The sequence below is a fragment of the Oceanisphaera arctica genome (assembly GCF_002936955.1).
Taxonomy (GTDB): Bacteria; Pseudomonadota; Gammaproteobacteria; order Enterobacterales; family Aeromonadaceae; genus Oceanimonas; species Oceanimonas arctica.
The window spans coordinates 1-24,960 of sequence record NZ_MPZM01000041.1 but is presented as its reverse complement, the minus strand read 5'-3'; the positions used below and the strand labels follow the sequence as shown (position 1 = coordinate 24,960).

The window sequence follows — 24,960 nt, the reverse complement described above, 5'->3', positions numbered from 1 at the left end:
CCCCCGCAGGTACGGTGGTTAGTCGGTTAAAGGGGGAATCGGTCTGCACTGAACGCCTCCAGGGGAATGTCTGTGTCTTTGCCAAGCAGCCAATCGACCAAGGGGCCGGCATGCACGGCACCCAGGGTGACGCCGCTGTGGCAGGTCACCACATAGGCGCCGGGATATTGGGCCGACTGCTGATAGATGGGATAACCGTCCGGAGTCATCACCCGCAGGGCGCCCCAGGAGCGGATCAATCGTACTTTTTCCAGCACTGGATACATGCGAATGGCGCGGGCGGCAATTTTGGCGAGCTCCTCGGCGGTGGTGCCGGTATTCAGGCCCACATCTTCCTTGGAGTCACCCAGCTGCACCGTGCCTTCGCCGGTCTGGCGCACATGGCCGGTGGGGTAGCTGATAAAGGGCTTGAGCCGTTCGGTGATCAGTACCTGACCCCGATTGGGCTCAACTGGGGCATGCAGACCCAGCTGGGGGGCGAGTGCCTTGTTGCCGAGTCCGGCGGCCAGTATCACCTTGCCGGCCTGCAGGCGGTGGTCATCCAGCTGTATGTCGAACCCGCCGGTCAGCCGGGGCTGGATATGCTGCACTGGCTGGCCATTGACAAGATTCCCGCCGCGTAGCTCAAAGGCCTGATGCAGGGCACGGAACAACAGCAGCGGATTGAGGTGGCCGTCCATCGGTGACCAGGTGGCGCCGGCGATATCGGGCCCCAGCGCCGGTTCCTTTTCCCGGGCCTGCTCGGCATTCAGCACCTCGAACGGGTAGTCGCCATCGGCGTCCTGCTGCATCTTGGCCAGCATGTCGGCCCGCTGCTGCAGGCTCTGCTGATCCAGGCAGACATAGAGGCCGCCGCCTTGCTGCAGCTCGATATCTATGCCGGTATCCTGTTGCAGGCTGGCAGCCAGTTCCGGCCAGAGCCGGGCCGACAGTCGGGACAGTTGGGCGTATTCGGGGCAGGTGTCACCCTTACCCTGTACCCAGACCAGGCCGAAGTTGCCGCGAGAGGCCCGCAGCGCCTGATCGCCCTCGTCGAAGACGGTGACCCTTTTTCCCTGGCGCAGCAGGCCATAGGCCAGGGACATGCCCACCAGACCGCCACCGATAATGGCCACATCGGTCTCGTTGCGGCTGGCATGGTTGCGAACCGACATCATGTTCTCCTTTGGAAAAATGAGGGAATCGGGCCCGGGCGGGCCCGATTGATTTACTTGAACTGAGCGAGAACCTGCTCGGCCCAGTCAGTGCCGATATCTTTCATGATTTCGGGCCAGATTTGCTCGCGGGCCACATCGGCATAGGCGTCGATGTTGGCATCGCTCACCTCAACGATGGCGGCGCCGGCATCGGCCAGACGCTGCTCGTAAGAAGCCTGATCGGCCTGGGCGGATTCCCAGCGGCGTTGTTCGAAGGCCTGGGCGGCCTGATCCAGGGCGGCACGCTCGTCGTCATCCAGATCCGCATAACGCTCGGCGTTGATCTGCAGGAACCACACCTCGAAGTGGGTGTTGAGCGGTACATAGGATTTGGTGACGTCGCGGAAGGAGGCGTAGTAGCCTTCGGCACCCGAGCCCATGACGCCGTCTACTACCCCGGTCTGTACCGCGGTAAAGGCTTCGGAGAAGGGCAGGGGCGAGCCGATAAAGCCGGTGTTGTCGGCCAGCAGCTGGAACGACTTCATCGGCGGTACCCGCAGCTTCACGCCCTTGTCGTGGCTCGGGTCGGCGACCTGGTCCACGTCCCGGTTGAGGGCGATGCCGCCGAAGTACACCGGCCAGGCGGCCAGTACCTTGATATCCTGCGCCTGATACAGTTCGTCGATGGTGTTGCGCAGCGGTGAACCCGGGATGTAGGCCTCGCGGGCATCAGTCCAGTTTTTCACCATGTAGGGCATGTAGATGACCTGAAAACGCTTGTCGGCACCGGCAGAGGGCGGTTGTACCGCCATGTCTATGGCGCCCAGGCTGACCCGCTCCTGCACCACCGTATAGTCACCGAGGGCGTTGGCCGGGTAGACCTTGAGCTTGAGGTCGCCGTCGGTGGCGGCCTTCAGCTCGTCGGACAGCTGACGCACGTCTAGGTCGATGGCGGTACCCTGGGGCCGCACATGCGAAATCTTGAGGGTAGTCGCCTCGGCGGCGGTGCCGACCAAGGTCAGCGATAGCAGTAGACTCTTGGCCAGGGTGCTGTATTCAATCCGTTTTTTCATCATGTTCTCCTTGAGGGTCAGTAGCCAAACATGGCTGGAATATATTCAGACAGATCCGGCCATACCGAGACCAGCACCACTACCGGCAGGTAGCCGAACAGCAGCAGTATCATGGCCGGTTTGATCAATTGGGTGAACGGCACCTTGCCGATGCGTGCGCCCATGTAGAGGATGCTGGCATAGGGTGGGGTCACACCACCCATGGCGGTGTTGACGCCCATGATGGCGGCAAACTGGATGGGGGTGACACCCAGTGCGGACATCAGCGGCAGCAGCAGTGGCGCCGTGAGTATGATGGCGGTGACGTCGTTGACTACCATGCCGATCAGGAACAGGAACAGATTGACCATGATCAGCAGCAGCACCTTGTCGGTGGTGATGTCGAAGATGGCATCCACCAGCGCCTGGGGAATGTCTTCCATCACATAGATCTGACTCAGCATCAGGCTGAACAGCACCATGATCAGGATGGCGCCAACGGCGGTGGCGGACTCTTTGCCGGACTCGATAAAGGTACGCCAGGTCAGCCCCTTGTAGATCATGAAACCCACCGGGATGGCATAGATAACGGCGATGGCTGCCGCCTCGGTGGGGGTCATGATGCCGCCGTAGATGCCGCCCAGTATGATGACCGGCATCAGCAACGCCGGCAGGGCGTGCACGGTGCGGGCGGCGCCTTCGCGAATGGCTTCGTTGAACGGCTTGGGATCGTCCAGTACCAGCGGGAACTTGCGCGCCATGAACAGGTTGACCAGGGCGAAGTTGAACATGATCAGCAGGCCCGGCCCCAGGGTGGCGAGGAAGCTGGCCAGAATCGAGGTTTCGGTGACCCAGCCGTAGACGATCATGGTGACGCTGGGCGGGATCAGCAGGCCCAGAATGGAAGAGTTGGCAATCAGCGCGGTGGCGTAGGCACGGGGGTAGCCCTGGCGTTCCATTTCCGGGATCAGCAGCGGACCTATGGCGGCGATGCCGGTGAGGCCACTGCCGGAAATGGCGCCGATGATGGCGCAGCTGACCGAGGCGACCACGCCCAAGCCGCCACGAACGCGGCCGACGAAGAGGTTGACGAACTTGAGCAGACTACCGGCGATACCACTGACACTCATCAGGGTACCGGCAAACACGAACAGGGGCACCGCCAGCAGCACCGGGGTGGCCAGCTGATTAAAGCCCCACAGCATGGTGCCTTTCATGGTGGCGTCACCTACCAGGCTCATCACCATCAGGCCGGCGCCGAAGCAATAGGGTAACGGCACGCCTATGGTGAGCAGAATCACCAGCACGGCAAAGGCCAGAATCGCAATTTCAACCATGGAACTTCTCTCCTTTCTGTTCTTCCGTGAGCAGCTTGAACTCGGTCACCTCGGCCGGTTCGGGGATGGTATCGACTCGGTGGGCCTCACCGCCGGCCATCAGCGTGCGCAGGTGTTTGAGCAGGTGCCAACCCCCATAGAGGGTCATCACTACCAGCCCCAGAAACAGCGCGGCTTCATAGATGATGGTGGGGATATAGAGGGTCGGACTCTCTTTCCAGACCCGCTTGGCATACTTGAAGTAGTCCCAGGCCCACCAGGTCAGCCAGCCGGAGATGATCAGGCTGATGGTTTCGGAGAACACCGCCAGCCAGTGACGGGCCCTGTCGGTCTTGAGAAAGACTTCCAGTACATTGGCGCGGATCTGGGTGTCTTCCCGGGAGGCATTGACGGCCCCCAGTATGTAGAGCCACATGGTGGGGATCAGAGCCATTTCCTCCAGCCCCATCATGGGAGTTTCAAACACGTAGCGCGAAATCACCTGCACGGCCTGAAAACCGGCTACCGTGGTGATCAGCAGCGTCAGTGTGTACTTGAATACCGTTTCCATATTCTTGTCCTTGTGCGGTTCACCTGCAGAAATCGGTGCTTGCCACCTTGTCTACCTGTTGTTCATTTTGCATTCACAATGTGATAACAACAAATCGTTTTAAGTGGCCTTTGTATAACATAGTGTTATCTTGTCGGCATGGCAGTATTCAGGGAGCAGACCATGGCCAAGTTAAGTTATCGACAGGTGGAAGCCTTTCGGGCGGTGATGATCGCCGGCACTACCACGGGGGCGGCGGAGCTGCTCTATATTTCGCAGCCGGCGGTGAGCCGGTTGCTCAACGACTTCGAGGCGGCGGTAAAAATCAAATTGTTCGAGCGTCATCACAAGCGGCTGGCGCCGACGCCCGAAGCTCTGCTGCTGTTCGAGGAGGTAGAGCGTTCTTTCATCGGTATCGATCGGCTGGCGAACATGGCGGAAGAGCTGCGCGACTTTCAGCGTGGCAGCCTCAAGGTGGCGGCCATGCCGGCCATTGCGCTGGGCTTTCTGCCCCGGGTGATGCAGCAATTCAGTCAGCGTCATCAGGGAGTGAACCTGACGCTGCAGGTACGCAGTTCTCAGCAGGTGGCCGACTGGATTGCGACCCAACATTTCGATGTCGGTATCGGTGCCACCAATGTGGCCGATCCGGCACTGGCGGTGGAGGTGTTGGGGGAGGCTGCTTTGGTCTGTGCCATGCCGGCGAGTCATCCACTGGCAGAAAAGACGGTGATAGTGCCGGAAGACTTGCGGGATCAGCCCTTTATTTCACTGGGTCCGGAGCAGAGCGTGCGCTACAAGGTGGATGAAGCGTTTGAGCAGGCCAGAGTCAGCCGACAGCTGGTGTTCGATACCCAGCTGTCGCACGTGGCTTGCTCCTTTGTCGATGCGGGCTCGGGGGTGGCGCTGGTCGATCCAATTACCGCCCTGCATTTTTCGTCTGCCAATCTGGTGTTTCGCCCCTTCGAACCCTGGGTGTCGTTTTCTTATCACCTCTTGTATCCGGCCCACCGGGCGCGCTCCCGGGCCACCGAGGAATTCAGCCAGCTGCTGAAACAGGAGCTGGCGTTGCTGGTGAAACGTTCTGATGGCCTATTGCGATTGAAAGCTACTTAGTTGCGAACTGATCACTGCATTTTTTAGTACCCTAACGCGCCGCGAACAGGACAACGGTGATTGACCAAACAGATGATTGCTAAAGGTGTTCTTCGGGTGAAATTATTGTTCGTTATAAGCACTATGAGGGGTGAATGATTGCTTAAAAAAGTGAATTTGGCATTTCATTCGCAACCACTCACCCCGGCATAAGGGATAAGATAGTTTCACCTTCTGGGAACAGACAGACCGATATCCTCGGAGCCTGTCGCAAACCGGGATACCAGACCGGTAAGCACCACAAAGGCCACACTCGAAGCGAGTGAAAGGCCGGGAGCAAGGGCCACAAGCCCGATGCAGGACACAAAAAGCCAGCCGCAAGGGCTGGCTTTGGTGTTTTTGGCATTCGGAAACGGCGGCAGGCGCCGTGGTTCCCTTTGCATGCATGCGGCCCATGCGAGTCGTAACGCTCTGTTAGACGCTGTAAAACTTCATAATCCAGAAGGTGACCATGCCCAGACACAAGGGCCAGAAGACCCCCCTGAAAGCCCAGGCCAGTATGGCCGTGACCAGGGCCGCCATTATCTGTGCGATGCTTACCGAATCCAGCGTGGTTTTATCCTGGAATATAATGGCAGGGATGGACAGCGCGGCCAGCACGGCGGGAGCCAGCAGCTGCAATGTTGTCTGGTGCTTGCCAATGTTGAAGTTCCCTCTGCCATGGAGATGAACGAACGACAGCCGAATGACGAAGGTGCCGATGCCGACGGCGATGAATATCAACCAGAGTGTCAGGTTATCCATTGTTTTCCCTTTGTGTCTTCAGGCTGCTTTTGGTGATGAAAGAGCTGGCAACCAGGCCGATGGTGGTACCGCCGATAATCGCTGCAATAAAGCCCAGGTTATAGGGAAGCTGGATCAGACTGGTCGCCATCAGGGCCGAAAACACCGCCGTGATCAGCGATGCCCGGTTACGGATACTCGATACCAGCATGGCTATGAATGCCAGGGGAATAGCGAACCCCAGTGACCACTCGGCCGGTATCTGCCCGCCAACCTGCAAGCCCAGAATGACAGAGCCAACCCAGCTTACCCCCAGCGCCACTGCCGTACCGGCGAAATAATAAAGCTTCTCCCTGTCACTCTGGTCGGGCGTAAAGCGAGTCGCACACAACCCATAGGCCTGATCGCTGATCAGGTATACCAGGGGCCATTTGTGGCGGGTCTTCAAGGGGTGCAGCAGCGGGGCGAAGGTGGCGCTGTAGATAAGGAAGCGAATATTCACCATCAGCGCCGTGAAGATAATGACCGCCGGTAATGCCTGTTCCTGAATCAACTGATAGGCCGCCAGCTGTGCAGAACCGGCAAAAAACAGCAATGTCATGCCAATGGTCATCTCGGAGCTGAATCCCAGGCTGGTGCCATTGGCCCCGGCAATGAGTCCAAAAGGCAAGACCCCCGGTACCATCGGCAGCAAATCTCTTACCCCTTCAAAAAAATCACGTCTGCCGCTTGATGACATCTTTTTGTTGTCCTGCATGTTCAGGTTAATACCGGGTCGGCTAGTGTACCTAAATGCTTGGTCGGTTTCAGGTTGTCGACCGCGCTTAAATAATGCGCGGTGCTTCCTGCTTGCGGATCAGGACCGGAATCGACTTTGAGGTGGGCGTATCGCTGCCGTCACCGACGCTGTGCAGCGGCACCAGCGGGTTGGTTTCCGGGTAATAGGCCGCTACGTCGCCGGGCGGAATATCATAGGCCACTACCTTGAAGCCGCCGACTTTACGTTCCACGTCGTCATGCCACACGCTGATCATCTCGACCCAGTCTCCTTCCTTCAGCTCGCGCCGACGAATTTCGTCCGGGTGCATGAAAATTACCATGCGCTGGCCGTATACGCCTCGGTAGCGATCATCCATGCCGTAGATGGTGGTGTTGTACTGATCGTGAGAGCGCAGGGTCTGCAGGGTAGAGAGCATGCCCTGCGCCCTGGCGGTGATGGCGTCCGGGAGCAGGCTGGCAGGCAGCGGATCGGCGCCGAAATTGGCCTTGCCGCTGTCGGTCTGCCACTCATGACGGGCGGCGCTGTTGCCGAGGTAAAAACCGCCGGGCTGCTGCAGCCGTTCGTTGAATTCCTCGAAGCCGGGCAGGGTGGCGGCGATATGTTCGCGAATGCGGTCGTAGTCGTCGGCTAAAGCCTGCCAGTCCACCGGCTGGCTGCCCAGGGTGGCCCGGGCAATGCCGGCGATGATGGCAGTTTCCGAGCGCTGGTGCGGGCTGTTGGGTTTGCCCACGCCCTGGGAGGCATGCACCATGCTGAAAGAGTCTTCCACTGTGATGAATTGGGGGCCGCTGGCCTGCATGTCTTCTTCGGTACGGCCCAGGCAGGGCAGGATCAATGCCTCTTTGCCCGCCATTAAATGGCTGCGGTTGAGCTTGGTGCTGATCTGCACCGTCAGCTCGCAGTTGGCCAGGGCCCGGGCGGTGACGTGAGTATCGGGTGCGGCGGCGGCGATGTTGCCGCCCAGGGCGATAAACACCCTGGATTCGCCGTCCAGCATGGCCTGAATGGCGGCCACCGCATTGTGGCCCGCCTTGCGGGGCATGGGGTGCTTGAAGTGCTGCTCCAGCCGGTCAAGAAAGGCGGTATGGGGCTTTTCATTGATGCCGACGGTTCGGTTGCCCTGCACATTGCTGTGGCCCCGCACCGGGCACAGGCCGGCCCCCGGCTTGCCAAGCTGGCCGCGCAGCAGCTGCAGGTTGGCGAGCTCCCGAATGGTGGCGACCGAATGCTTGTGCTGGGTAATGCCCATGGCCCAGGTAACAATGACTCGTTTGGCGCTTGCATGAATTTCGGCCGCCTGGGTGATTTGCTCCCGGCTCAGGCCCGACTGCTCGGTTATCTGATCCCAGGAGGTGGCGGCAACCTCTGCCATATAGGCGTCCATCCCTTGAGTGTGCCGCTCGATAAAGTCCCGGTCGAGCAGGCCGGCCTCGCCACGGGCCCGGGCGTCGGCGTCCCATTCCAGCAACAGCTTGACCATGCCGCGTATCGCCGCCATGTCGCCGCCCAGTCGCGGGCAGAAATAGTGGCTGGAAATACGCGAGTCTTTCGGCGTCAGCATCTCGATGGGGCTTTGTGGATCGGCAAAACGCTCCAGGCCCCGCTCCTTGAGATTGTTGAAGGTGACGATGGCAGCGCCGCCCCGGGCGGCGTTACGCAGGCTGTGCAGCATGCGCGGGTGGTTGGTGCCCGGGTTCTGGCCGAACACGAAGATGGCATCGGCTTCATCGAAGTCGTGCAGGGTGACAGTGCCCTTGCCCACGCCGATGGCCTGGCCGAGGGCCACGCCGCTGGCTTCGTGGCAGAGGTTGGAGCAGTCGGGGAAGTTATTGGTGCCAAAGGACCGGCCGAACAGCTGATAAAGATAAGCGGCCTCGTTGCTGGCCCGGCCCGAGGTATAGAGCTCCAGCTGATCCGGATGTTGCAGTGCCTGCAAGTGGCGGGCGATAAGTGCAAAGGCGTCGTCCCAGGAGATGGGCTCGTAGCAGTCGGTGGCTCTGTTCAGATACATAGGCTGCTCGAGCCGGCCCTGATACTCGAGAAAATAGTCGCTCTGGCGCTGCAATTGGCTCAGTGGGTGCTGACGGAAGAAGGCCGGCGTGACCCGTTTCTTGGTGGCTTCCCAGCTGATGGCCTTGGCGCCATTTTCGCAGAAGGAAAAATGCTTGCCCTGCTCGTCGCCCCAGGCACAACCGGGGCAGTCGAAGCCCTTGACCTGGTTGGCCTTGAGCAGATTGCGGATGTTGGCCGCCGGTTTTTTGCTGCCGAATACGAAACGGGTGGTGGAAGACAGGGCGCCCCAGCCACCGGCCGGGCCCTGATAGGGTTTGATTTTTTTAGTCGTCATGATGAGGTTCTGATTCTGAAGTGGAGTAAACCCGCGGGCTTTGTTTGCGTGGCAGATGCAGCAGGTTGAGGCCGGCCTCTCTGGCCTGGCGTACCGCCAGACCGGTGGGGGCCCCCAGGGTCACCAGGGTGGGCAGACTTGCCCGTCCCATTTTCTGTACCAGCTCTATGCTGCAGCGGCTGGTCATCAGCACCATGCCGGGTGCGGACGGGGACTTCTGGTGCAACAGGGTGCCGATCAGCTTGTCCAGGGCGTTGTGCCGGCCCACGTCTTCGCAGGCGTGCAGGATCTGGCCGTCGAGATCGGCGAAGAAGGCCGCATGCAGGGAGCCGCATTCCTGGCCCAGAGGCTGCCAGTCCGGCAGTTGCCGATATAGTTTTTCCAGCGCGGTAACGGACGGCAGCGGCGCCGCCGGCAGGCGTGGCACCTGGGGCAGAGCCTGGGCCAGCGATTCTATGCCGCACAGGCCACAGCCGGTACGCCCGGCCAGACTGCGGCGGTGTTCTTTCCAGCGATAATGAGCGCCATTGCCCAGGGTGACCCGGGCTTCCAGGGTATCGGCTTCGAGGGCCTCGCCTTGCCGGTGGAATTCCAGGTCGTGGATTTCTCGCGGGTGTTTGATGATGCCTTCGCTGACCAGAAAGCCGGTGATGAACTCGTCCAGCTGGCAGGGGCTGACCATCATGACCGCATGGCTGACACCGTTGAGCAATATGGCCAGCGGCACCTCGTTGGCCAGGGCATGGCTGTCCCCTGCGGCGGTCGCCACATAATGGTAACCGGGCAGTGTTTCGGGCTGACAGTGAGACATCACAACACTCGGCGAAGGCAGTTGAATCGTGATGGCCAGTGTAGACAGCCGGCGGGCCGCAATCTAATCGAAAGACTCGATGCTGTGAAAGATGTAGTCTATCAAAACAGGTTCGAATCATATTATTGAGTGATTAAAGAGCGAAGGCATCATGGACATCAAGCAGCTGAATTATCTCTGTGCACTGGAACGGGAGCGCCACTTCGGCCGGGCGGCGCAGGCCTGCTGTATTACCCAGCCGACCCTGTCGATGCGCATCAGGCAGTTGGAGGATGAGCTGGGCATTGCCCTGGTACGCCGGGGCAAGCAGTTTGAGGGCTTTACCCCGGAAGGCGAACGGGTGCTGGCGCGGGCGCGCAACCTGCTGAGCCAGTACGACAATCTCAAGCTGGAGGTGGAGGCGATGAAGGGCAGCCTCACCGGCACGGTGCGGCTGGGGCTGGTGCCTCTCAGTTGCATGGATCTCAGCCCGATATTGGCGCTGCTGCGCCGGCGTTATCCGGGCTTGAGCTTCGAGATCAACGACATGACCGCAGATGCCATTCTGCAAGGGCTGGAAAACAACAGCCTGGACATTGGCGGAGGTTTTTTCGAGCCCGAGGTGCTGGCGCGCCTGAACAGCCTGGCCCTGCCGGAGCAGGGGGTAACGGTGGCCTTTGGTCCGGCCTGGCGAGAGCGGATGCCGTTAGAGCCGATGCCGGCCGATCTGGCACAGCTGCCCCTGTGCTTGCCGAAAACCGGCATGTATTTTCGCCGCTATCTGGAGACGGTGTTTGCCCGGCAGGGGGTCACATTGCAGCCGATGCTGGCGTCCAATTCGGTATATCGGCTGATGCGGGCGGTGCATTCCGACCTGGGATGCGCGCTGATCCCCGCCGGCAGTGCCTTGTTTACCGAGCTGCCGGGGGTCGAGTGCAGGCCCCTGGCGTTGCCGGCCATGACCCGGCTTGGTGCCTTGGTAATGCGTGGCGATGAGCATGCCAGCCTGTTGGCCAGGGGCTTCTTCGACGTGGCCAGAGAGCTCTGGCAGCCATAGGCACCGGCACGCAGGGTGTTTGATGATGTTCTATGATTGAGGACTGACCTTGCTGTTTTTTTTGTCGTTAACCACTGGCTGTTGAGCGGTCGGATCTATGTTGGCGGCAGGGTTATGGTGAGCCCGAACGGCCTGCTCACCCGAGAAGGCGGTAATCAATATGAGCATGGATATGCGACTAAATCAGGATCAGGACGAGTTGCCGAACAGGACGGCCGATGTTTCCACCGAAGAGGCGTCGGACTGGCACCCTCTCTGCGTGCAGGCGGCCAACGAGGCGGGCGCGGCGTTGGCCTGCTTTGTTTTTTTTCAGGGTGATCAGCAGGCCCCGGCTCAGAAGGTGGGCAATCGCTTCCGGTTCACATGGCAGGACGAGCACTATATGGCTGTCTGGGAACAACAACGGTTTTATTGCGCCCTGACCGGCAGCGATATCGGTCTCAATACCAATACTTCCAGTCATTATCTGGCAGTGCCGGTGTCGCGTGGGCGTCTTCGCGGGCTGATGTTGCTGGAATACCCCGAGCCGCCAGCGGCCCTGTCGCCGCCTCGGCGCCGGGCCCTCGATATTCTGGCCGACCATGGGGCCCTGTTGTGGCGGGAGCGTGAACTGAATGCGCACCATCGCAAACGAGAGGGCTCTTCCCGACGTCTGCTGAGTCGGCTCAAGGCGTTGTTCAATCAGGCCCCCATACTGGTCAACGGTTTCAGTGCCGAGGGGCGCTGCATTCTGTGGAACGACGAATGCGAGCGGGTATTTGGCTGGAGCTTCGACGAATTGCGGCAGCACCCTGCACCCGTCAGCCTCTTCTATCCCGATCCGGAGGAGCAGCGCCAGGTGATGGAGAGCTTCTGTACCCATACCAGTTCGGAATTCAGAGAGTGGCGGCCCTTTGAGCGGGCGGGCCGCCGGCTGACTATGCAGTGGGCCAATATCATGTTGCCCAACGGCGACATGCTCTGCGTGGGGCACGACATCAGCGCACAGAAGGATATCGGAAACCGGCAGCGGCTGGCCGCCAGCGTATTTGAGTCCAGTTATGATGGCATCATGCTGACCGATGCCAATAACCACATTACCCATGTCAATCCGGCCTTCACCCGCATTACCGGTTACCTGCCCGAAGAGATAGTAGGGCGCTCCCCGGATCTGCTGCGGACGGAGGAAAATGCAGACGACTTTGCCGACGAGGTAAGGCGGCATCTTGAGAACCGTGATTACTGGCAGGGCGAGTGTCGCAGCCGGCGCAAGAATGGTGAAGTCTATTCGTTGCTGCTGGCGGTTTCCGTGATCCGCGATGATGATGGCCAGGTGTTGCACCATGCGGCGATTTTCTCCGATATTACCTATATGAAAGAACACGAAGCCGAGCTCAAACGTCAGGCCTGTCACGATGTGCTGACCCGGATACCAAACCGGCTGCTGTTCGGTGAACTGCTGGAACGGGCCATTTCCTCGGCTGTGCGAAACGAGGGCAAGCTGGCGGTCTGCTATCTGGATCTGGACGGGTTCAAGCAGATCAATGACAGTCTGGGGCATGCGGCCGGTGATCGCCTGTTGATCGAGATAAGCAAGCGACTTGGACTGATTACCCGTAGCTGTGATGCCCTGGCCCGTCTGGGCGGCGACGAGTTCGCCCTGCTGTTTACCGGGCTGCACAATGATCTGGAATGCGACGAGATTCTCGAACGGGTACTGGTCGTGATCCGTGAACCCCTGGAGCTGGATGGCCAGCAGGTCCGGGTATCGGCCAGCATCGGTGTGGCCCTGTATCCGCAGGATGCCGAAGACGCCGAGTTGCTGTTGCGTTATGCGGATCAGGCCATGTATCAGGCCAAGAAGCAGGGCAAGAATACCTATGTGTTCTTCGATGCCGAGATGCATCAGCAGGAGCATCAGCGGCAGCAGCAGCTGACACAACTGATTCATGCTTTCCGACAGGGGGAGTTTTTGCTGTATTACCAGCCCAAGATCGATCTGTTCAGCAGGCAGATGATAGGGATGGAAGCCCTGCTGCGCTGGCAACATCCCGAGCGGGGCATAGTGGCACCGGCGGAGTTTTTGTCGATTATCATCGGCAGCGCCATGGAGTTCGAGCTGGGGCGCTGGGTGATCGAACAGGTACTGGAGCAGATGACGCACTGGTGTCGGCAGGGGTTGAAGTACCGGATCAGTTTCAATGTCAGCGCCGGCCAGCTGATGCACCCGGACTTTATCGATGAGCTGAGTCGGTTACTGAACCAGCATCCCGAGGTGTCGCCCTCGCTGCTGGAGCTGGAGTTTCAGGAAAGCGCGGTACTGACGGATCTGCATGGCGCTGTCGCCGTGCTGGAGCGGTGTCGGCAGCTGGGGCTGAGTATTTCGTTCGACAATTTCGGCACCGGTTACTCTTCGTTGTCCCACCTCAATCGATTGCCGGTCGATATCATCAAGATTGATCGCAGCTTCATCTGTGACCTCTTGTCGAATGCCCATGATGTCAGCATGGTGGAAAGCGTGGTGCAGCTGGCTGCGGCCCTGAGAATGTCGGTGATTGCGGAGGGGATGGAGAAGTCGGAGCAGGGCGAGCGGTTGCTGCAGCTCGGTTGCCACTATGTGCAGGGCTATGGCATCTCCCGGCCCATGCCGGCGGAACAGGTCGGGGTCTGGCTGCAAGGGTGGAACGACAAGCTTCCGCCGCATTGATGCCGATACCATTAAACAAAGGATCTATTCCATTTCTGTATAAACGTCGGACAAAGGGCCCGCTCCACCGACCCGCTTCAAGCACCTCCCTGTGACGCTCAGCACATGACATCCTTGTCATGTGATGGTCGCTGGAGCAGATCCCTTTGTCCTCCTTGATGCTGCAGAGTCGCCTGTTGGCGCACTCTTCGGGCCACTCGGTGTTCCAGAAGAGGCAACAGAGATGACCTCCCCCGAGCGTGACATGCCAGGGCCGGAAAATGCTCCTGCCGTTCCGGCATTCCCGCCCTCCCTGGCGGTCAGACGGCATGTCCGAGTTTACAGGGGGCGAGCTTGTCTCGCCGTGACGAATGATTTCAGTCTGACCGAACATCCGGTGAATGTTCGCAGCTGGCTGACATCGTGAGTGCCATTATCCGTAGCGTGTCGAGGGAGGCGGCTGTGTTGCCTCTGGCGCTCGGACCCAATATCTGATCAGGTATTTCATGTTATTGGTATTACTTGCACATCAGCCAAGGGCCGGTAAACCAAAAAAATCCCCCGGCCAAGGCCGGGGGATTTGTTGATAACGAGTTTAGCTGGAATTACAGCTGGGGGCCGGCGGCGACCAGAGCCTTGCCTTCGGCGGTGTCGGTGAACTTCTCGAAGTTGTCGACGAAACGCTTGGCCAGATCCTTCGCCTTGCCATCCCACTCGGCCGGGTCGGCATAGGTTTTGCGCGGGTCCAGGATGGAGCCGTCTTCAACACCGTTCAACGCGGTCGGTATCGCCATGTTGAAGTAGGGCAGCTGAACGAACTCGGCATCTTCGATGGAACCGTCGAGGATGGCGTTGATGATGGCACGGGTTGCCTTGATGGAAATCCGCTTGCCGGTGCCGTTCCAGCCGGTGTTGACCAGGTAGGCTTCGGCGCCGGCTGCATCCATGCGCTTGGCCAGTACTTCGGCGTACTGGGTCGGGTGCAGGCTCAGGAAGGCGGCACCGAAACAGCTGGAGAAGGTCGGAGTCGGCTCAGTGATGCCACGCTCGGTACCGGCCAGCTTGGCGGTAAAGCCGGACAGGAAGTGGTACTCGGCCTGCTCGCGGGTCAGCTTGCTCACCGGAGGCAGCACACCGAAGGCATCGGCAGTCAGGAAGATCACCTTCTTGGCGTGACCGGCTTTTGACACCGGCTTGACGATGTTGTCGATGTGATAGATGGGGTAGGAGACACGGGTGTTCTCGGTCTTGGAGCCATCATCGAAGTCGATGGTGCCGTCTGATCGTACTGTCACGTTTTCCAGCAGCGCATCGCGGCGGATAGCGGCGTAGATTTCCGGCTCGTTTTCCTGGCTCAGCTTGATGGTCTTGGCATAGCAGCCGCCTTCGAAGTTGAACACGCCGTCGTCGTCCCAGCCATGCTCGTCGTCGCCGATCAGCTCACGCTGGGGGTCGGTGGACAGGGTGGTCTTGCCGGTGCCGGACAGGCCGAAGAAGATGGCCACATCGCCGTCTTTACCCACGTTGGCGGAGCAGTGCATGGAGGCAATGCCCTTCAGCGGCAGCAGGTAGTTCATCATGGAGAACATGCCTTTCTTCATTTCGCCGCCATACCAGGTGCCGCCGATCAGCTGTACCCGCTCGGTCAGGTTGAAGGCAACGAAGTTTTCGCTGTTCAGGCCCTGCTCTTTCCAGTTGGGGTTGGTGCACTTGGCGCCGTTCATTACCACGAAGTCGGGCTCGAAGCCTTCCAGCTCGGCGTCGGAGGGGCGGATGAACATGTTCTTCACGAAATGCGCCTGCCAGGCCACCTCGGTCACGAAGCGCACGGCCAGGCGGGTATCCGGGTTGGCACCACAGTAGGTGTCGACCACGAACAGACGCTTGCCGGACAGCTGACCGGTTACCAGGGCTTTCAGCTCGGTCCAGGTTTCCTGGCTCATCGGCTTGTTGTCGTTCTTGCCCTGATCGGCCCACCAGACGGTGTCACGGGTGACGTCGTCACGCACTATGTACTTGTCCTTGGGAGAGCGGCCGGTAAAGATACCGGTGTCCACGGCAACGGCGCCCAGGCTGGTTTCCACGCCCTTTTCGTAGCCTTCCAGATCCGCACGGGTTTCTTCTGCGAACAACAGTTCGTAAGAGGGGTTATGAAGGATCTCGGTAACATCGTTGATACCGTATTGAGAAAGGCCTAATTGCTGCGCCTTGGACGTCATTGTTATCTCCTGGTACAGAGGGATTGGATAAGAATAGTGATGGATAAAATTTTATGGCGGCAGACTAGCAGGAATTGCGTGGCATTTAGGGGATCAGTGTCAAAATTTAGAGTTTTGAACGGATAATTAACCCAAAAGGGACACAATGTCCCTTTTTTTTGTACCAAGTGTTAATGCACTGTTGGGGTGTCATTAAATAGATTTTGCAGGTCCGCTTCATCGAAGTGATAGTGGTGACCACAATAGTCACAGTGCATTTCGATCTTGCCCTCTTCCTTCACAATATCGCTGGCTTCTTGCTGGCCGACCTGCAGTAACGCCTGTTCGCATTTTTCCCGCGAGCAGGTGCACTGAAAGGTGACCGGCTGCGGATCGAATACCCGCACCGCTTCCTGATGATAGAGGCGATACAGAATTTCGTGGGCGTCCAGATTTATCAGCTCGTCGGCCTTGATGGTGTGGGTCAGGGCTTCAAGATGCGTAAAGTCGCCTTCCTGGCCGCCGGGCAGGGCCTGCAGCAGCATGCCGGCACAGCGGGGCTGCTCGTGCTGAAGGTCGGTAAACAGCCAGATGCGGGTAGTCAGCTGCTCGGACTGGGCAAAGTAGTTTTCCAGGCTTTTACTCAAGGAGTGCTCGCCGAGATCGACAATACCCTGATAGCGCTCACCCTCAAAGGGAGTAATGGTGATGGCCAGATAGCCCTTGCCGACGAGATCGGCCAGCTTGTCGCTGTCGGGCACTTCGCCTTCCCAGCGGGCCACGCCGCGCAGCTGTTGCTGGTGGTCACCATTGATCACGGCCAGAGACACGGGGCCGTCGCCCTGTAACTGTACCGTGATATGCCCTTCAAACTTGAGTGTGGCGGTCAGCAGGCTGGTGGCGGAGAGCAGTTCGCCCAGCAGCCGTTGCACCGATGCCGGATAGGCCTGAGATTCCAGCACCTGATGAAAGCTCTGCTGCAGCTGTACCAGCTCGCCCCGTACCTGGTAGTTGTCGAACAGATAACGATGAAGTTGATCGATGTGAGTCATAAAAAATCCTGTATGGGCTGAGTGCCGTTATCGTCTGTATATTCGTTATATATAGTGTAAGTCGTTTGTCTCTGGCAGGTACCAGGCCATGCCCGGTCTGCTGTTCGGGATGCGTTATCCCATTGGCCGCCTCAGTTACCCTGCTTGATTTTAAGCAGGGTACGCCGTTCTTTTTTATCCGGCCGGCGCTCGGGGCTGGGAGCAAACTGGCTGTTGAACTTGCGGGCCTCGGCGTTTTGCTCGCGCTTCTTGATGCTGTCTTCGGTTTCCCGAAACAAACGCTGGGCCTGCTCTGCCTTGCCTCTGTGTTCCGACAGTTCCAGCACCACCACTTCCTTTTCATCGTTACCCTGGCGCAGGCGGATCAGGGCGCCGACCTCCACCAGCTTGCTGGGTTTGCTGCGCTGGCCATTGTAGTGCACCTTGCCGCCGTCAATCATGGTGCGGGCCAGGCTGCGAGTCTTGTAGAAGCGGGCGGCCCACAGCCATTTGTCCAGGCGGATGGATGGGTTTTCTCCGTTCATTGCGCTCGCTCTCATTAAAACCGGGCCTGAATTATACCAGATGCCTCGGCCCGGGGAGTAATCGGCGCCGGCAAAACCCGGGTTCCGGCAACTTGTGGGCAGACGTTTACCGATAGTTGCGATAACCTCTGGTCAGGGTGAGCGAAAAGACGGAAACGGTCATGGCGGACAAGAAACAAAAACCTGAGATACTGCATACAGAATTGGTGGCACAGAGTCGTCTTTTCAAGGTGGAGTCGGTTCATCTCAAATTCAGTAACGGTGTGCAACGGGTATATGAGCGTATGCGCAACAGCGGTCGTGGCGCCGTGATGCTGGTGCCGCTGCTCGATGAGCAAACGATATTGCTGATCCGCGAATATTCAGCCGGAACCCACAGCTATGAGCTGGGCTTCCCCAAGGGGTTGATCGATCCGGGTGAAGACGCCATGGAGGCGGGTAATCGGGAGCTGATGGAAGAAATCGGCTATGGGGCGCGGCAACTGACACACCTGAAACAGGTTACCCTGGCTCCCGGTTATTTTGGTAGCCGTATGGATATCTTGTTGGCGCGAGATCTGTATCCTGAAAAACGTGAGGGGGATGAGCCGGAACCGCTCGATGTGGTGCCCTGGCCACTGGACAAGCTTGACCAGCTGATGGCCCGGCCTGATTTCAGTGAAGCGCGCAGCATCTGTGGCCTGTTTTTGCTGCAGGACTGGCTCAATAAAGAGGATTAAGCATGGATATCCAAGCCTTGTTACCGGGTGTGAAGGCGGCCGCCCGTGAATCCGGCAGCCTGATACTGTCGATGTACAACAGTGGTCAGTACCAGGCCGAGAACAAAGACGACGACAGTCCGGTAACCAGTGCCGATCTGGCCGCCCACGATTATCTCAAGCAGGCGTTGCACAAGCTGGCCGATATTCCGGTGCTGTCGGAAGAAGGAAACGAGGTGTCGCTGACCGAGCGTAGTAGCTGGCCCCGTTACTGGCTGGTGGACCCGCTGGACGGCACTCAGGAATTTATCGCCGGTAGCGGTGACTTTTCCACCATGATAGCGCTGATCGAAGACGGCAAGCCGGTGCTGGGTGTGGTGTACGGGCCGGTGAACGATCTGATGTATTACGCGGTACGCGGCCACGGCGCCTTCAAGGAAGCGGACGGCGAGACCAGACGCATCGAGGCGCGGCATCATGATCCGGCCGAGAAGCTTACCGAGCTGCGCATCACCATCAGCCGTCGGCAGAACGTAGACTGGGTTCGCTCCCGACTGACCCCCACGCTTGACTATCAGCTGGTACCGCTGGGATCCAGTTCGCTCAAGTCCTGCCTGGTCGCAGAGGGAGGAGCCGACCTGTATATGCGCATCGGCCCCACCGGCGAGTGGGATACCGGCGCCACCCAGTGCATCGTCGAAGAGGCGGGTGGCCGCTTGCTGGACCTGAACCTTGAGCAGCTCAGCTACAACCGGCGCGACAGCATGATCAATCCCAACTTCATTACCCTGGGGGATGAAGGGCTGCCCTGGTCGCAGATTCTGGTGGGTGTCGAGTCTTGAAGACTGCGGCAGTCTGAATACAGACGGTAGCGGAGTCGATGTAGGGTTATTTCCGATGCTATTTGGCTGTCATATCAATCCCGGGCCGCTCCGCCGATCCGCTCAAGCACCTCCATGTGGCGCTCAGCACATGGCATCCTTGGCATGTGATGGTCGGTGGAGCAGATCCCTTCGTCTTCCGTGATGCTCCGGCGCCGTCTGCAGGCAGCTCGGTATTCCAGAAGAGACAACAGAGATCGACTCCCTCGACCGTGAAATGCCAGGGAGAGCATTTCCGAGCTTACAGGGATGTACTTGCAGCGTGTCGTGGGAGGTGACTGTGTTGTCTCTGGAGCTGGGGATCTGAATATGATCAGATACTTAATGAAGTTGGTATGATAGGAGAGGTGATGGAGTCACCCGGACGCGGTACCGGATTGGTCTTACTCCTCACCTCTTGCCCCTCACAGTTGCTTGTCGGGGGGTTATTCTTCGTCGCCGATGGCGTAATCTTCTATCTCGATACCCAGTTCGGCCATGATGGCACGAGCATGCGCGGGTATCTGATCGAGTACGTCTTTGCGCAGGTCTTCATCCTGGGGCAGGGGCTGACCGGTATAGGCGTGCAGAAAGGCCTCGCACAGCAGTTCGCTGTTGGTGGCATGACGGAGGTTGTTGACCTGGCGACGGGTGCGTTCGTCGGTCAGTATCTTCAACACCTTGAGCGGTATGGACACGGTGATCTTCTTGACCTGTTCATTTTTCTTGCCGTGCTCGGCGTAAGGGCTGATATAGTCGCCGTTCCATTCAGTTTTCATTATTCACCCGCATCAAGGTTAAAAATCCGAGCAGGATTGTAACCCTTACATTTTTTATTGGCAATCCAACAGCAAAGACCTGTGGACGTCCAGAAGGCTTGACGGCTCATTCCGGCTGGGTTACTGTGCGCGCTTTGGAAGTTCCGTATCATCAGGCTGCCATAGTGCAAAGGAGAGGATATGCCAGATTACCAGACCCAGACTCACGCCGTTCGTACCGGCATCGATACCGATACTCAGCATGGGGCTGTGGTGCCGCCTATCTACCTCAGCAGCACCTATTCTTTTGCCGATTTCAATGAGCAGCGACGCTTCGATTATGCCCGCTCCGGCAACCCGACCCGCCAGACGCTGATCGATGCCCTGACCAGGCTGGAAAAGGGCGCCGGCGCCGCCGTGACCGCGAGCGGCATGGGCGCCATCAATCTGATCATTACCTCTCAGCTGCAGGCCGGTGACTTGCTGCTGGCCCCTCACGACTGCTACGGCGGCAGCCACCGGTTGTTCAATTCTCTGGCCCAGAAAGGTAACTTCAAGGTCGAGTACGTGGATCAGACCGATGAGGCGGCCCTGTCGGCAGCCCTGGCCAAACAGCCCAAGATGCTGTGGATCGAGACGCCTTCCAACCCGCTGTTGCGGGTGGTGGATATAGCGGCGCTTTGCGCGGCGGCCAAGGCCGTGGGCGCCCTGAGTGTGGTCGACAACACCTTTCTGTCGCCGGCACTGCAACAGCCGCTGACCCTGGGCGCCGATCTGGTGGTGCACTCCACCACCAAATATATCAACGGCCACTCCGATGCGCTGGGTGGCGCCGTGGTTGCCGCCAGTGAAGAGCAGGCCGAAGAGCTGCGCTGGTGGGCCAACTGCCTTGGCCTGACCGGCTCTGCCTTCGACAACTACCTGACCCTGCGCGGCCTGCGTACCCTGGGTGTGCGGATGCGCCAGCACTGCGAGAACGCCGAGGCGCTGATCACCTATCTGCAGGGCCGCCCCGAGGTGAAAGCCATCTATCACCCCAGCCTGCCCGACAACCCGGGTCACGAAGTGGCGGCGCGTCAGCAGCTGGGCTTTGGCGCCATGCTCAGCTTCGAGCTGAATGTGGACGAAGCCGACATGAAGACATTTCTGAAGCAGCTGAAGCTGTTCTGTCTGGCCGAATCACTGGGCGGGGTAGAAAGCCTGATTGCCCATCCGGCCACCATGACCCACGCGGCCATGCCCGAAGAAGCCCGTCTCGTTGCCGGTATCAGCAATCAGCTGTTGCGGGTGTCTGTGGGTATCGAGGATGTACGCGACCTGATCGAAGATTTCGAAAATGCATTCAAGGTGTTAAATAAGTAATGGCTCAGCAGCAGAAAGACACCGACAGCCATCGGCGTCCGGTCCATAAATTTGGCGGCAGCAGCCTGGCCGATGCCGCCTGTTTCCATCGTGTGGCCGACATTATCAACAGCCAGGGGCAAGCCGATGCGCTGATCGTGGTGTCGGCGTCGGGCAAGACCACCAACCGCCTGATTGAGCTGCTCAACCTGTTTGTCAGCGGCGATAACGCCGCCGCCACCACCCTGGAAGGGCTCTACAGTTTTCAGTGCAGTCTGATCGAAAACACCTTGAGTGAGGCCGAGGCCGCACCCCTGTTGGCGGCGCTGGACGAAGACATCAAGACCATCGCCACCGTGCTGGAAAATCACCGCATGGACGACTATCAGCGCAGCCTGATCCAGTCGTTCGGCGAACAGTGGTCTTCCCGGCTGCTGGCCTGCCTGCTCAGCAGCCGGGGCCTGCCCGCCGTCAGCCTGGATGCGCGTCGCTTTCTGCGGGTATCCGGCTCGCCGGTGCAGGTGGACGAGGAATATTCGCGCCGGCAGTTGCAGGACATTCTGGACGAACATCCGGATCGGATCCTGGTGGTTACCGGTTTTATCGCCGCCGATGCCGAAGGTCGTACCCGCTTGCTGGGGCGTAACGGCTCCGACTTCAGCGCCACCCTGCTGGCCTCACTGGCCGGCAGCCCGCACACCACCATCTGGAGTGATGTGCCCGGGGTGTTCAGTGCCGACCCCCGGCGGGTAAAGGAAGCTTCTCTGCTACCCCGGCTTTCGCTGCCGGAGGCCGCCGAGCTGGCCCGGTTGGGGTCGCCGATACTGCACAGTCGCACCCTGGGGCCGGTGACCGCCAGCCAGCAGCAATTGATGCTGCGTTGCAGCTATCACCCGGACGACGGCCATACCCGTATCGTGCGCCAGCACCAGCGGGAGCTGGGTGCTCGTATCGTCACCTCGGTAGACGACGCCGTGCTGGTGGAAATGACCATACCCGACCGTTATCAGGACACGGTGAATGCCCTGACCGAGTGGCTGACCCGACGCGAGCTGGCGCCACTGGCCTGCAAGCGTCGCCCCGAGCACAAGCTGTGGCAGATTGCCTACACCCGGGAGCAGGCCGAACAGGCCTTCTCGCTGCTGCGGGATCATCAGCCCGCCGGCAGTTTCGAGGGTCTGCAGCAGCGGGAAGGTTTCTCGCTGGTGGCGCTGGTAGGCAGGGGGGTGACCGCTCAGGCCGAGCAGTGCCTGCACTTTTATCATGCCCTGAACGAGCAGCCGCTGGAGTTTATCCAGCCGGCCAGAAACGGCCTCAGCCTGGTGGGAGTGGTGCGCAAAATCGTGCTGGAGCCGCTGCTGCTGCGGCTGCATCAGAGTCTGTTCAGCCGGCCGAAGCGCGTGGGGATCATTCTTTTTGGTCGGGGCAATATCGGTCAGGCCTGGCTCAAGCTGTACCAGCAAGAGAAGGCGCGACTGGAACAGACCCTGAACGTGCAGCTGACCCTGTACGGGGTATTCGACTCGAAGGGCGCCATGCTTGCCAGCCAGGGGCTGGAAGTGGAGAAGGTGCTTAACGATTTTCAGCCCGCGTCCATGGTCTGGCCCGACTGGCTGGAAAATCTGGAAGAACACGGTTTCGACCAGCTGGTGGCGCTTGACTTCACCGCCTCCGACACCCTGGTGCAGTATTACCCCGACCTGGTGGAGCAGCATATTCATCTTATTGCCGCCAACAAGCTGGCGGGGGCGGCGGAGCAGGGCTTTTATCTGCGGCTGAAGCAGAGCCTGGCCGAGCACAGGGTGCAGTTTCTCAGTAACGCCACCGTGGGCGCCGGGTTGCCGGTGCAGAGCAGCTTGCGGCAACTGCTGCAGTCTGGCGAGCAAATCCGCGCCATCAGCGGCATCTTCTCCGGTACCCTGAGCTGGCTGTTCCAGCACTATGACGGCAAGCAGCCGTTCTCCGAGCTGGTGTTGCAAGCCTGGCAGCAAGGGCTGACCGAACCGGACCCGCGTCAGGATCTCAACGGTCAGGATGTGCAGCGCAAGCTGGTGATACTGGCCCGGGAGGCGGGTTTCGATCTGGACCCTGAGCAGGTCAAGGTCTGTGACCTGGTGCCCGAATCGCTCGCCAGCCTGGAAAAAGACGCCTTCTTCGACCGGCTGGCCGAGCTGGACCAGCCGCTGGCCGACGCCCTGGCCCGAGCGAAAAAAGAGGGAGGCGTGCTGCGCCATGTGGCCCGCTTCGATGCGGCCAGTGGTGCCGCCAGCGTAGGGCTGGAAGTGGTGCCCGCAGGTCACGCCTTCGCTCACCTGCGACCCGGCGACAACGTCTACGCCATCGAAACCCGGCACTATCGGCAGAACCCGCTGGTGATCCAGGGACCGGGCGCCGGACGAGAAGTGACCGCCGGCGCCATGCAGGCCGATTTGTGGAACCTGCTGGTCAGCCTGTAAGGTGATTTCGCTGCACTGATCCCAAAAGGGGCCTTCGGGCCCTTTTTGTCGTTATGGCTGGCGGGAACGTTCGATGATTTCCTGCAGGTTGGGGCACAGCGGCGAGGGCAGAGCCTCGGGGCTGAACCAGTCCACCGCTTCGGCATCGTCGGCGGCCCGGGGGCTGCCGCTCCGGTACTGGCCGCCAACCGCCACCATCACATAGTGGTGGGCCAGCTCGCCGTCGTCACCGTCGACCAGCACGTCATAACAGGCGAAGGGAACCGTCATCTTGGCGTGAATACCGGTTTCTTCCAGCAGCTCTCGGGCCGCGCCTTCGGCCATGGTTTCGCCCCATTCCAGCTTGCCACCGGGAAAGCCCCAGTGACCGGCATGAGGCGGATACTTGCGTTTGACCAGCAGCACCTGCTGCTGGTGCCAGACGATGGCAATCACGCCAACCTTGGGTGAAGGTTTGATATGTACTGGCGGCTGTTCGTGTACTGAGGGCTCCATCTGTGCTCCTGCGGATAAGGGGAAGGCATCACCATAACGCAGATGAGACTCTGGTGCATGGGGTGTGCGGGGCTCTTGGAGAAGAGGCAGCAGGGTTACCTCCGCCGACACGCTTCGAGCACATCACTGTGACGCTCGGCAAATACCATCCGACCGCCATGGAAGGCGGGAGTGCCAATATTGCAGGAGCCTTTATTGACCCTGGCATTTGACGGTCGGCTGAGGTAATCCCTGCCGCCTCTTCTGGCTCCCGAGCTGTCTGTTGACGGCGTGTCGGTGGAGCGGGCCCTTTGGCCGATGCCGCGTGCGGGAATATGATTTACTACGGCTTATCAAAATTAACGAACCTGCTTACTTCCTGATCAGTCGATAGACGAACAGCAGGGCCAGGGCGCCGATGACGGCGGTGAACAGGCTGCCGAGATTGAAGCCGGTGACCGAGCCAAAGCCAAGCTGAGTGCCGATCCAGCCGCCGACGAAGGCACCGGCGATACCCAGCAACATGGTCACGATGATGCCGCCGCCGTCCCGGCCCGGCATCAGCCATTTGGCCAGTATGCCCGCCAGTAGTCCTAGAATAATCCAGCTTAAAATACCCATGTGATGCTCCTTGTGATGGTGAAGTGGTCATTGAGCCGAGGGCTCTGTTCGAGCAGAACCCTGATAGTAGTACAGCTTAATGACGCCTAAACGTCGATTAGAGCCCAGTGATTATCCCATTGATAAGCGGAGTAGAAGCGTTGCTCGCGGCCGCTGCTGTCGAGCTGGCTGATGCCGCCCTGGCCGCTGCCCAGCCAGATTTGTCCGCCTTTTGCCGAGGCGCCGGAGGCGTCGGGCAGGGGGGCGATGCGGATAAGCTCGCCACTGTGACGATGCCAGAGGCCATAACAGTTGCCGGGGGGCGAGGTGGCGGCGATCAGGGTGTCGGTCACGGCGATGCTGGCGATGTAGTGATTGAAGCGTGCCCAGTCGAGCCGGGTGCCGCCGAGTGGTTGCAGCGGCTGGC

Annotated in this window: 22 protein-coding genes; 7 read left to right on the top strand and 15 right to left on the bottom strand. The window is 59.6% G+C overall.

Translation table 11 applies throughout. The features are described 5' to 3' along the window. Window positions 1-26: 26 nt before the first annotated feature. Genes UN63_RS13975 through UN63_RS13960 form a run of 4 tightly spaced genes read right to left on the bottom strand, consistent with a single transcriptional unit; the run spans window position 27 to window position 4,075 of the window. A complete protein-coding gene (locus UN63_RS13975) occupies window positions 27-1,157 on the bottom strand; it encodes an NAD(P)/FAD-dependent oxidoreductase (RefSeq protein ID WP_219821176.1) in 1,131 nt (376 codons plus the stop codon). Window positions 1,158-1,207: 50 nt separating this feature from the next. Beyond that, window positions 1,208-2,209: a TRAP transporter substrate-binding protein DctP gene (gene dctP, locus UN63_RS13970; protein WP_181068255.1), complete on the bottom strand. Its 1,002-nt coding sequence runs from the start codon at window positions 2,207-2,209 to the stop codon at window positions 1,208-1,210. A gap of 17 nt (window positions 2,210-2,226) precedes the next feature. Beyond that, entirely contained in the window at window positions 2,227-3,525 is a 1,299-nt protein-coding gene (locus UN63_RS13965) for a TRAP transporter large permease (protein WP_104487614.1), read from the bottom strand. Beyond that, window positions 3,518-4,075, bottom strand: a complete 558-nt coding sequence (locus UN63_RS13960; protein WP_104487611.1) for a TRAP transporter small permease — start codon at window positions 4,073-4,075, stop codon at window positions 3,518-3,520. Before UN63_RS13960 ends, UN63_RS13965 begins: the two co-directional genes overlap by 8 nt. 162 nt (window positions 4,076-4,237) lie before the next feature. Here UN63_RS13960 and UN63_RS13955 point away from each other — a divergent pair, with 162 nt between their 5' ends. Further along, complete coding sequence (locus tag UN63_RS13955; RefSeq protein ID WP_104487609.1) at window positions 4,238-5,170, top strand: LysR family transcriptional regulator; 933 nt, start codon at window positions 4,238-4,240, stop codon at window positions 5,168-5,170. Between the two features lie 453 nt (window positions 5,171-5,623). On the opposite strand, the gene UN63_RS13950 is transcribed toward UN63_RS13955, so the two are convergent. From UN63_RS13950 to fdhD, 4 genes are all read right to left on the bottom strand, one after another. Further along, entirely contained in the window at window positions 5,624-5,953 is a 330-nt protein-coding gene (locus UN63_RS13950; RefSeq protein ID WP_104487606.1) for an AzlD domain-containing protein, read from the bottom strand. Then, window positions 5,946-6,671, bottom strand: a complete 726-nt coding sequence (locus UN63_RS13945) for an AzlC family ABC transporter permease (protein ID WP_181068254.1) — start codon at window positions 6,669-6,671, stop codon at window positions 5,946-5,948. The genes UN63_RS13950 and UN63_RS13945 overlap by 8 nt, the downstream gene beginning before the upstream one ends. Before the next feature lie 85 nt (window positions 6,672-6,756). After that, window positions 6,757-9,060: an FdhF/YdeP family oxidoreductase gene (locus UN63_RS13940; RefSeq protein WP_104487601.1), complete on the bottom strand. Its 2,304-nt coding sequence runs from the start codon at window positions 9,058-9,060 to the stop codon at window positions 6,757-6,759. Further along, window positions 9,050-9,871 carry a formate dehydrogenase accessory sulfurtransferase FdhD gene (gene fdhD, locus UN63_RS13935; protein ID WP_104487598.1) on the bottom strand — a complete coding sequence of 274 codons (822 nt, stop codon included), beginning with the start codon at window positions 9,869-9,871 and terminating at the stop codon, window positions 9,050-9,052. The genes UN63_RS13940 and fdhD overlap by 11 nt, the downstream gene beginning before the upstream one ends. A gap of 151 nt (window positions 9,872-10,022) precedes the next feature. Here fdhD and UN63_RS13930 point away from each other — a divergent pair, with 151 nt between their 5' ends. Beyond that, a complete protein-coding gene (locus UN63_RS13930; protein WP_104487596.1) occupies window positions 10,023-10,907 on the top strand; it encodes a LysR family transcriptional regulator in 885 nt (294 codons plus the stop codon). Window positions 10,908-11,067: 160 nt separating this feature from the next. Beyond that, window positions 11,068-13,593, top strand: coding sequence for a sensor domain-containing protein (locus UN63_RS13925; protein ID WP_229793485.1), 2,526 nt, complete (start codon window positions 11,068-11,070; stop codon window positions 13,591-13,593). Between the two features lie 584 nt (window positions 13,594-14,177). On the opposite strand, the gene pckA is transcribed toward UN63_RS13925, so the two are convergent. From pckA to hslR, 3 genes are all read right to left on the bottom strand, one after another. Continuing rightward, window positions 14,178-15,791, bottom strand: a complete 1,614-nt coding sequence (pckA, locus tag UN63_RS13920) for a phosphoenolpyruvate carboxykinase (ATP) (protein WP_181068253.1) — start codon at window positions 15,789-15,791, stop codon at window positions 14,178-14,180. Window positions 15,792-15,961: 170 nt separating this feature from the next. Next, window positions 15,962-16,822: an Hsp33 family molecular chaperone HslO gene (hslO, locus tag UN63_RS13915; RefSeq protein ID WP_104487592.1), complete on the bottom strand. Its 861-nt coding sequence runs from the start codon at window positions 16,820-16,822 to the stop codon at window positions 15,962-15,964. 131 nt (window positions 16,823-16,953) lie between these two features. Further along, window positions 16,954-17,346 (bottom strand): ribosome-associated heat shock protein Hsp15, encoded by a 393-nt coding sequence (hslR, locus tag UN63_RS13910; RefSeq protein ID WP_104487589.1) that lies wholly within the window; start codon window positions 17,344-17,346, stop codon window positions 16,954-16,956. A gap of 161 nt (window positions 17,347-17,507) precedes the next feature. Here hslR and nudE point away from each other — a divergent pair, with 161 nt between their 5' ends. Together nudE and cysQ are read left to right on the top strand one after the other, a co-directional pair. After that, window positions 17,508-18,065 carry an ADP compounds hydrolase NudE gene (gene nudE, locus UN63_RS13905; protein WP_104487586.1) on the top strand — a complete coding sequence of 186 codons (558 nt, stop codon included), beginning with the start codon at window positions 17,508-17,510 and terminating at the stop codon, window positions 18,063-18,065. A 2-nt stretch (window positions 18,066-18,067) separates the two neighbouring features. Continuing rightward, a complete protein-coding gene (gene cysQ, locus UN63_RS13900) occupies window positions 18,068-18,886 on the top strand; it encodes a 3'(2'),5'-bisphosphate nucleotidase CysQ (protein WP_104487583.1) in 819 nt (272 codons plus the stop codon). 464 nt (window positions 18,887-19,350) lie between these two features. Here the strand turns inward: cysQ and metJ are convergent, their stop codons facing one another. After that, entirely contained in the window at window positions 19,351-19,683 is a 333-nt protein-coding gene (gene metJ / locus UN63_RS13895; protein WP_104487580.1) for a met regulon transcriptional regulator MetJ, read from the bottom strand. Between the two features lie 180 nt (window positions 19,684-19,863). Between metJ and metB the strand changes: the two genes are divergently transcribed. Beyond that, a complete protein-coding gene (metB, locus tag UN63_RS13890) occupies window positions 19,864-21,024 on the top strand; it encodes a cystathionine gamma-synthase (RefSeq protein ID WP_104487578.1) in 1,161 nt (386 codons plus the stop codon). Then, window positions 21,024-23,459, top strand: a complete 2,436-nt coding sequence (gene metL / locus UN63_RS13885) for a bifunctional aspartate kinase/homoserine dehydrogenase II (protein WP_104487576.1) — start codon at window positions 21,024-21,026, stop codon at window positions 23,457-23,459. The genes metB and metL overlap by 1 nt, the downstream gene beginning before the upstream one ends. Window positions 23,460-23,510: 51 nt before the next feature. Here metL and UN63_RS13880 read toward each other — a convergent pair whose 3' ends face one another. The 3 genes from UN63_RS13880 to UN63_RS13870 form a co-directional block, all read right to left on the bottom strand. After that, on the bottom strand, window positions 23,511-23,954 hold the full coding sequence (locus UN63_RS13880; protein WP_104487574.1) for an NUDIX hydrolase: 444 nt from the start codon (window positions 23,952-23,954) through the stop codon (window positions 23,511-23,513). Window positions 23,955-24,305: 351 nt separating this feature from the next. Then, a complete protein-coding gene (locus UN63_RS13875) occupies window positions 24,306-24,554 on the bottom strand; it encodes a GlsB/YeaQ/YmgE family stress response membrane protein (RefSeq protein WP_104487572.1) in 249 nt (82 codons plus the stop codon). Between the two features lie 86 nt (window positions 24,555-24,640). Next, on the bottom strand, window positions 24,641-24,960 hold a 320-nt coding region (locus UN63_RS13870; protein ID WP_146084753.1), incomplete at its 5' end, for a DUF1513 domain-containing protein.

Bases quoted from the DNA above. Each gene is read 5' to 3' on its own strand.
- UN63_RS13940 (WP_104487601.1), bottom strand. From the start codon at position 9,060: ATGACGACTAAAAAAATCAAACCCTATCAGGGCCCGGCCGGTGGCTGG.
- UN63_RS13945 (WP_181068254.1), bottom strand. From the start codon at position 6,671: ATGTCATCAAGCGGCAGACGTGATTTTTTTGAAGGGGTAAGAGATTTG.
- dctP (WP_181068255.1), bottom strand. From the start codon at position 2,209: ATGAAAAAACGGATTGAATACAGCACCCTGGCCAAGAGTCTACTGCTA.
- nudE (WP_104487586.1), top strand. From the start codon at position 17,508: ATGGCGGACAAGAAACAAAAACCTGAGATACTGCATACAGAATTGGTG.
- metJ (WP_104487580.1), bottom strand. From the start codon at position 19,683: ATGAAAACTGAATGGAACGGCGACTATATCAGCCCTTACGCCGAGCAC.
- UN63_RS13925 (WP_229793485.1), top strand. From the start codon at position 11,068: ATGAGCATGGATATGCGACTAAATCAGGATCAGGACGAGTTGCCGAAC.
- UN63_RS13950 (WP_104487606.1), bottom strand. From the start codon at position 5,953: ATGGATAACCTGACACTCTGGTTGATATTCATCGCCGTCGGCATCGGC.
- pckA (WP_181068253.1), bottom strand. From the start codon at position 15,791: ATGACGTCCAAGGCGCAGCAATTAGGCCTTTCTCAATACGGTATCAAC.
- metB (WP_104487578.1), top strand. From the start codon at position 19,864: ATGCCAGATTACCAGACCCAGACTCACGCCGTTCGTACCGGCATCGAT.
- UN63_RS13975 (WP_219821176.1), bottom strand. From the start codon at position 1,157: ATGATGTCGGTTCGCAACCATGCCAGCCGCAACGAGACCGATGTGGCC.
- UN63_RS13955 (WP_104487609.1), top strand. From the start codon at position 4,238: ATGGCCAAGTTAAGTTATCGACAGGTGGAAGCCTTTCGGGCGGTGATG.
- hslR (WP_104487589.1), bottom strand. From the start codon at position 17,346: ATGAACGGAGAAAACCCATCCATCCGCCTGGACAAATGGCTGTGGGCC.
- cysQ (WP_104487583.1), top strand. From the start codon at position 18,068: ATGGATATCCAAGCCTTGTTACCGGGTGTGAAGGCGGCCGCCCGTGAA.
- UN63_RS13965 (WP_104487614.1), bottom strand. From the start codon at position 3,525: ATGGTTGAAATTGCGATTCTGGCCTTTGCCGTGCTGGTGATTCTGCTC.
- hslO (WP_104487592.1), bottom strand. From the start codon at position 16,822: ATGACTCACATCGATCAACTTCATCGTTATCTGTTCGACAACTACCAG.
- UN63_RS13960 (WP_104487611.1), bottom strand. From the start codon at position 4,075: ATGGAAACGGTATTCAAGTACACACTGACGCTGCTGATCACCACGGTA.
- UN63_RS13880 (WP_104487574.1), bottom strand. From the start codon at position 23,954: ATGGAGCCCTCAGTACACGAACAGCCGCCAGTACATATCAAACCTTCA.
- fdhD (WP_104487598.1), bottom strand. From the start codon at position 9,871: ATGTCTCACTGTCAGCCCGAAACACTGCCCGGTTACCATTATGTGGCG.
- metL (WP_104487576.1), top strand. From the start codon at position 21,024: ATGGCTCAGCAGCAGAAAGACACCGACAGCCATCGGCGTCCGGTCCAT.
- UN63_RS13930 (WP_104487596.1), top strand. From the start codon at position 10,023: ATGGACATCAAGCAGCTGAATTATCTCTGTGCACTGGAACGGGAGCGC.
- UN63_RS13875 (WP_104487572.1), bottom strand. From the start codon at position 24,554: ATGGGTATTTTAAGCTGGATTATTCTAGGACTACTGGCGGGCATACTG.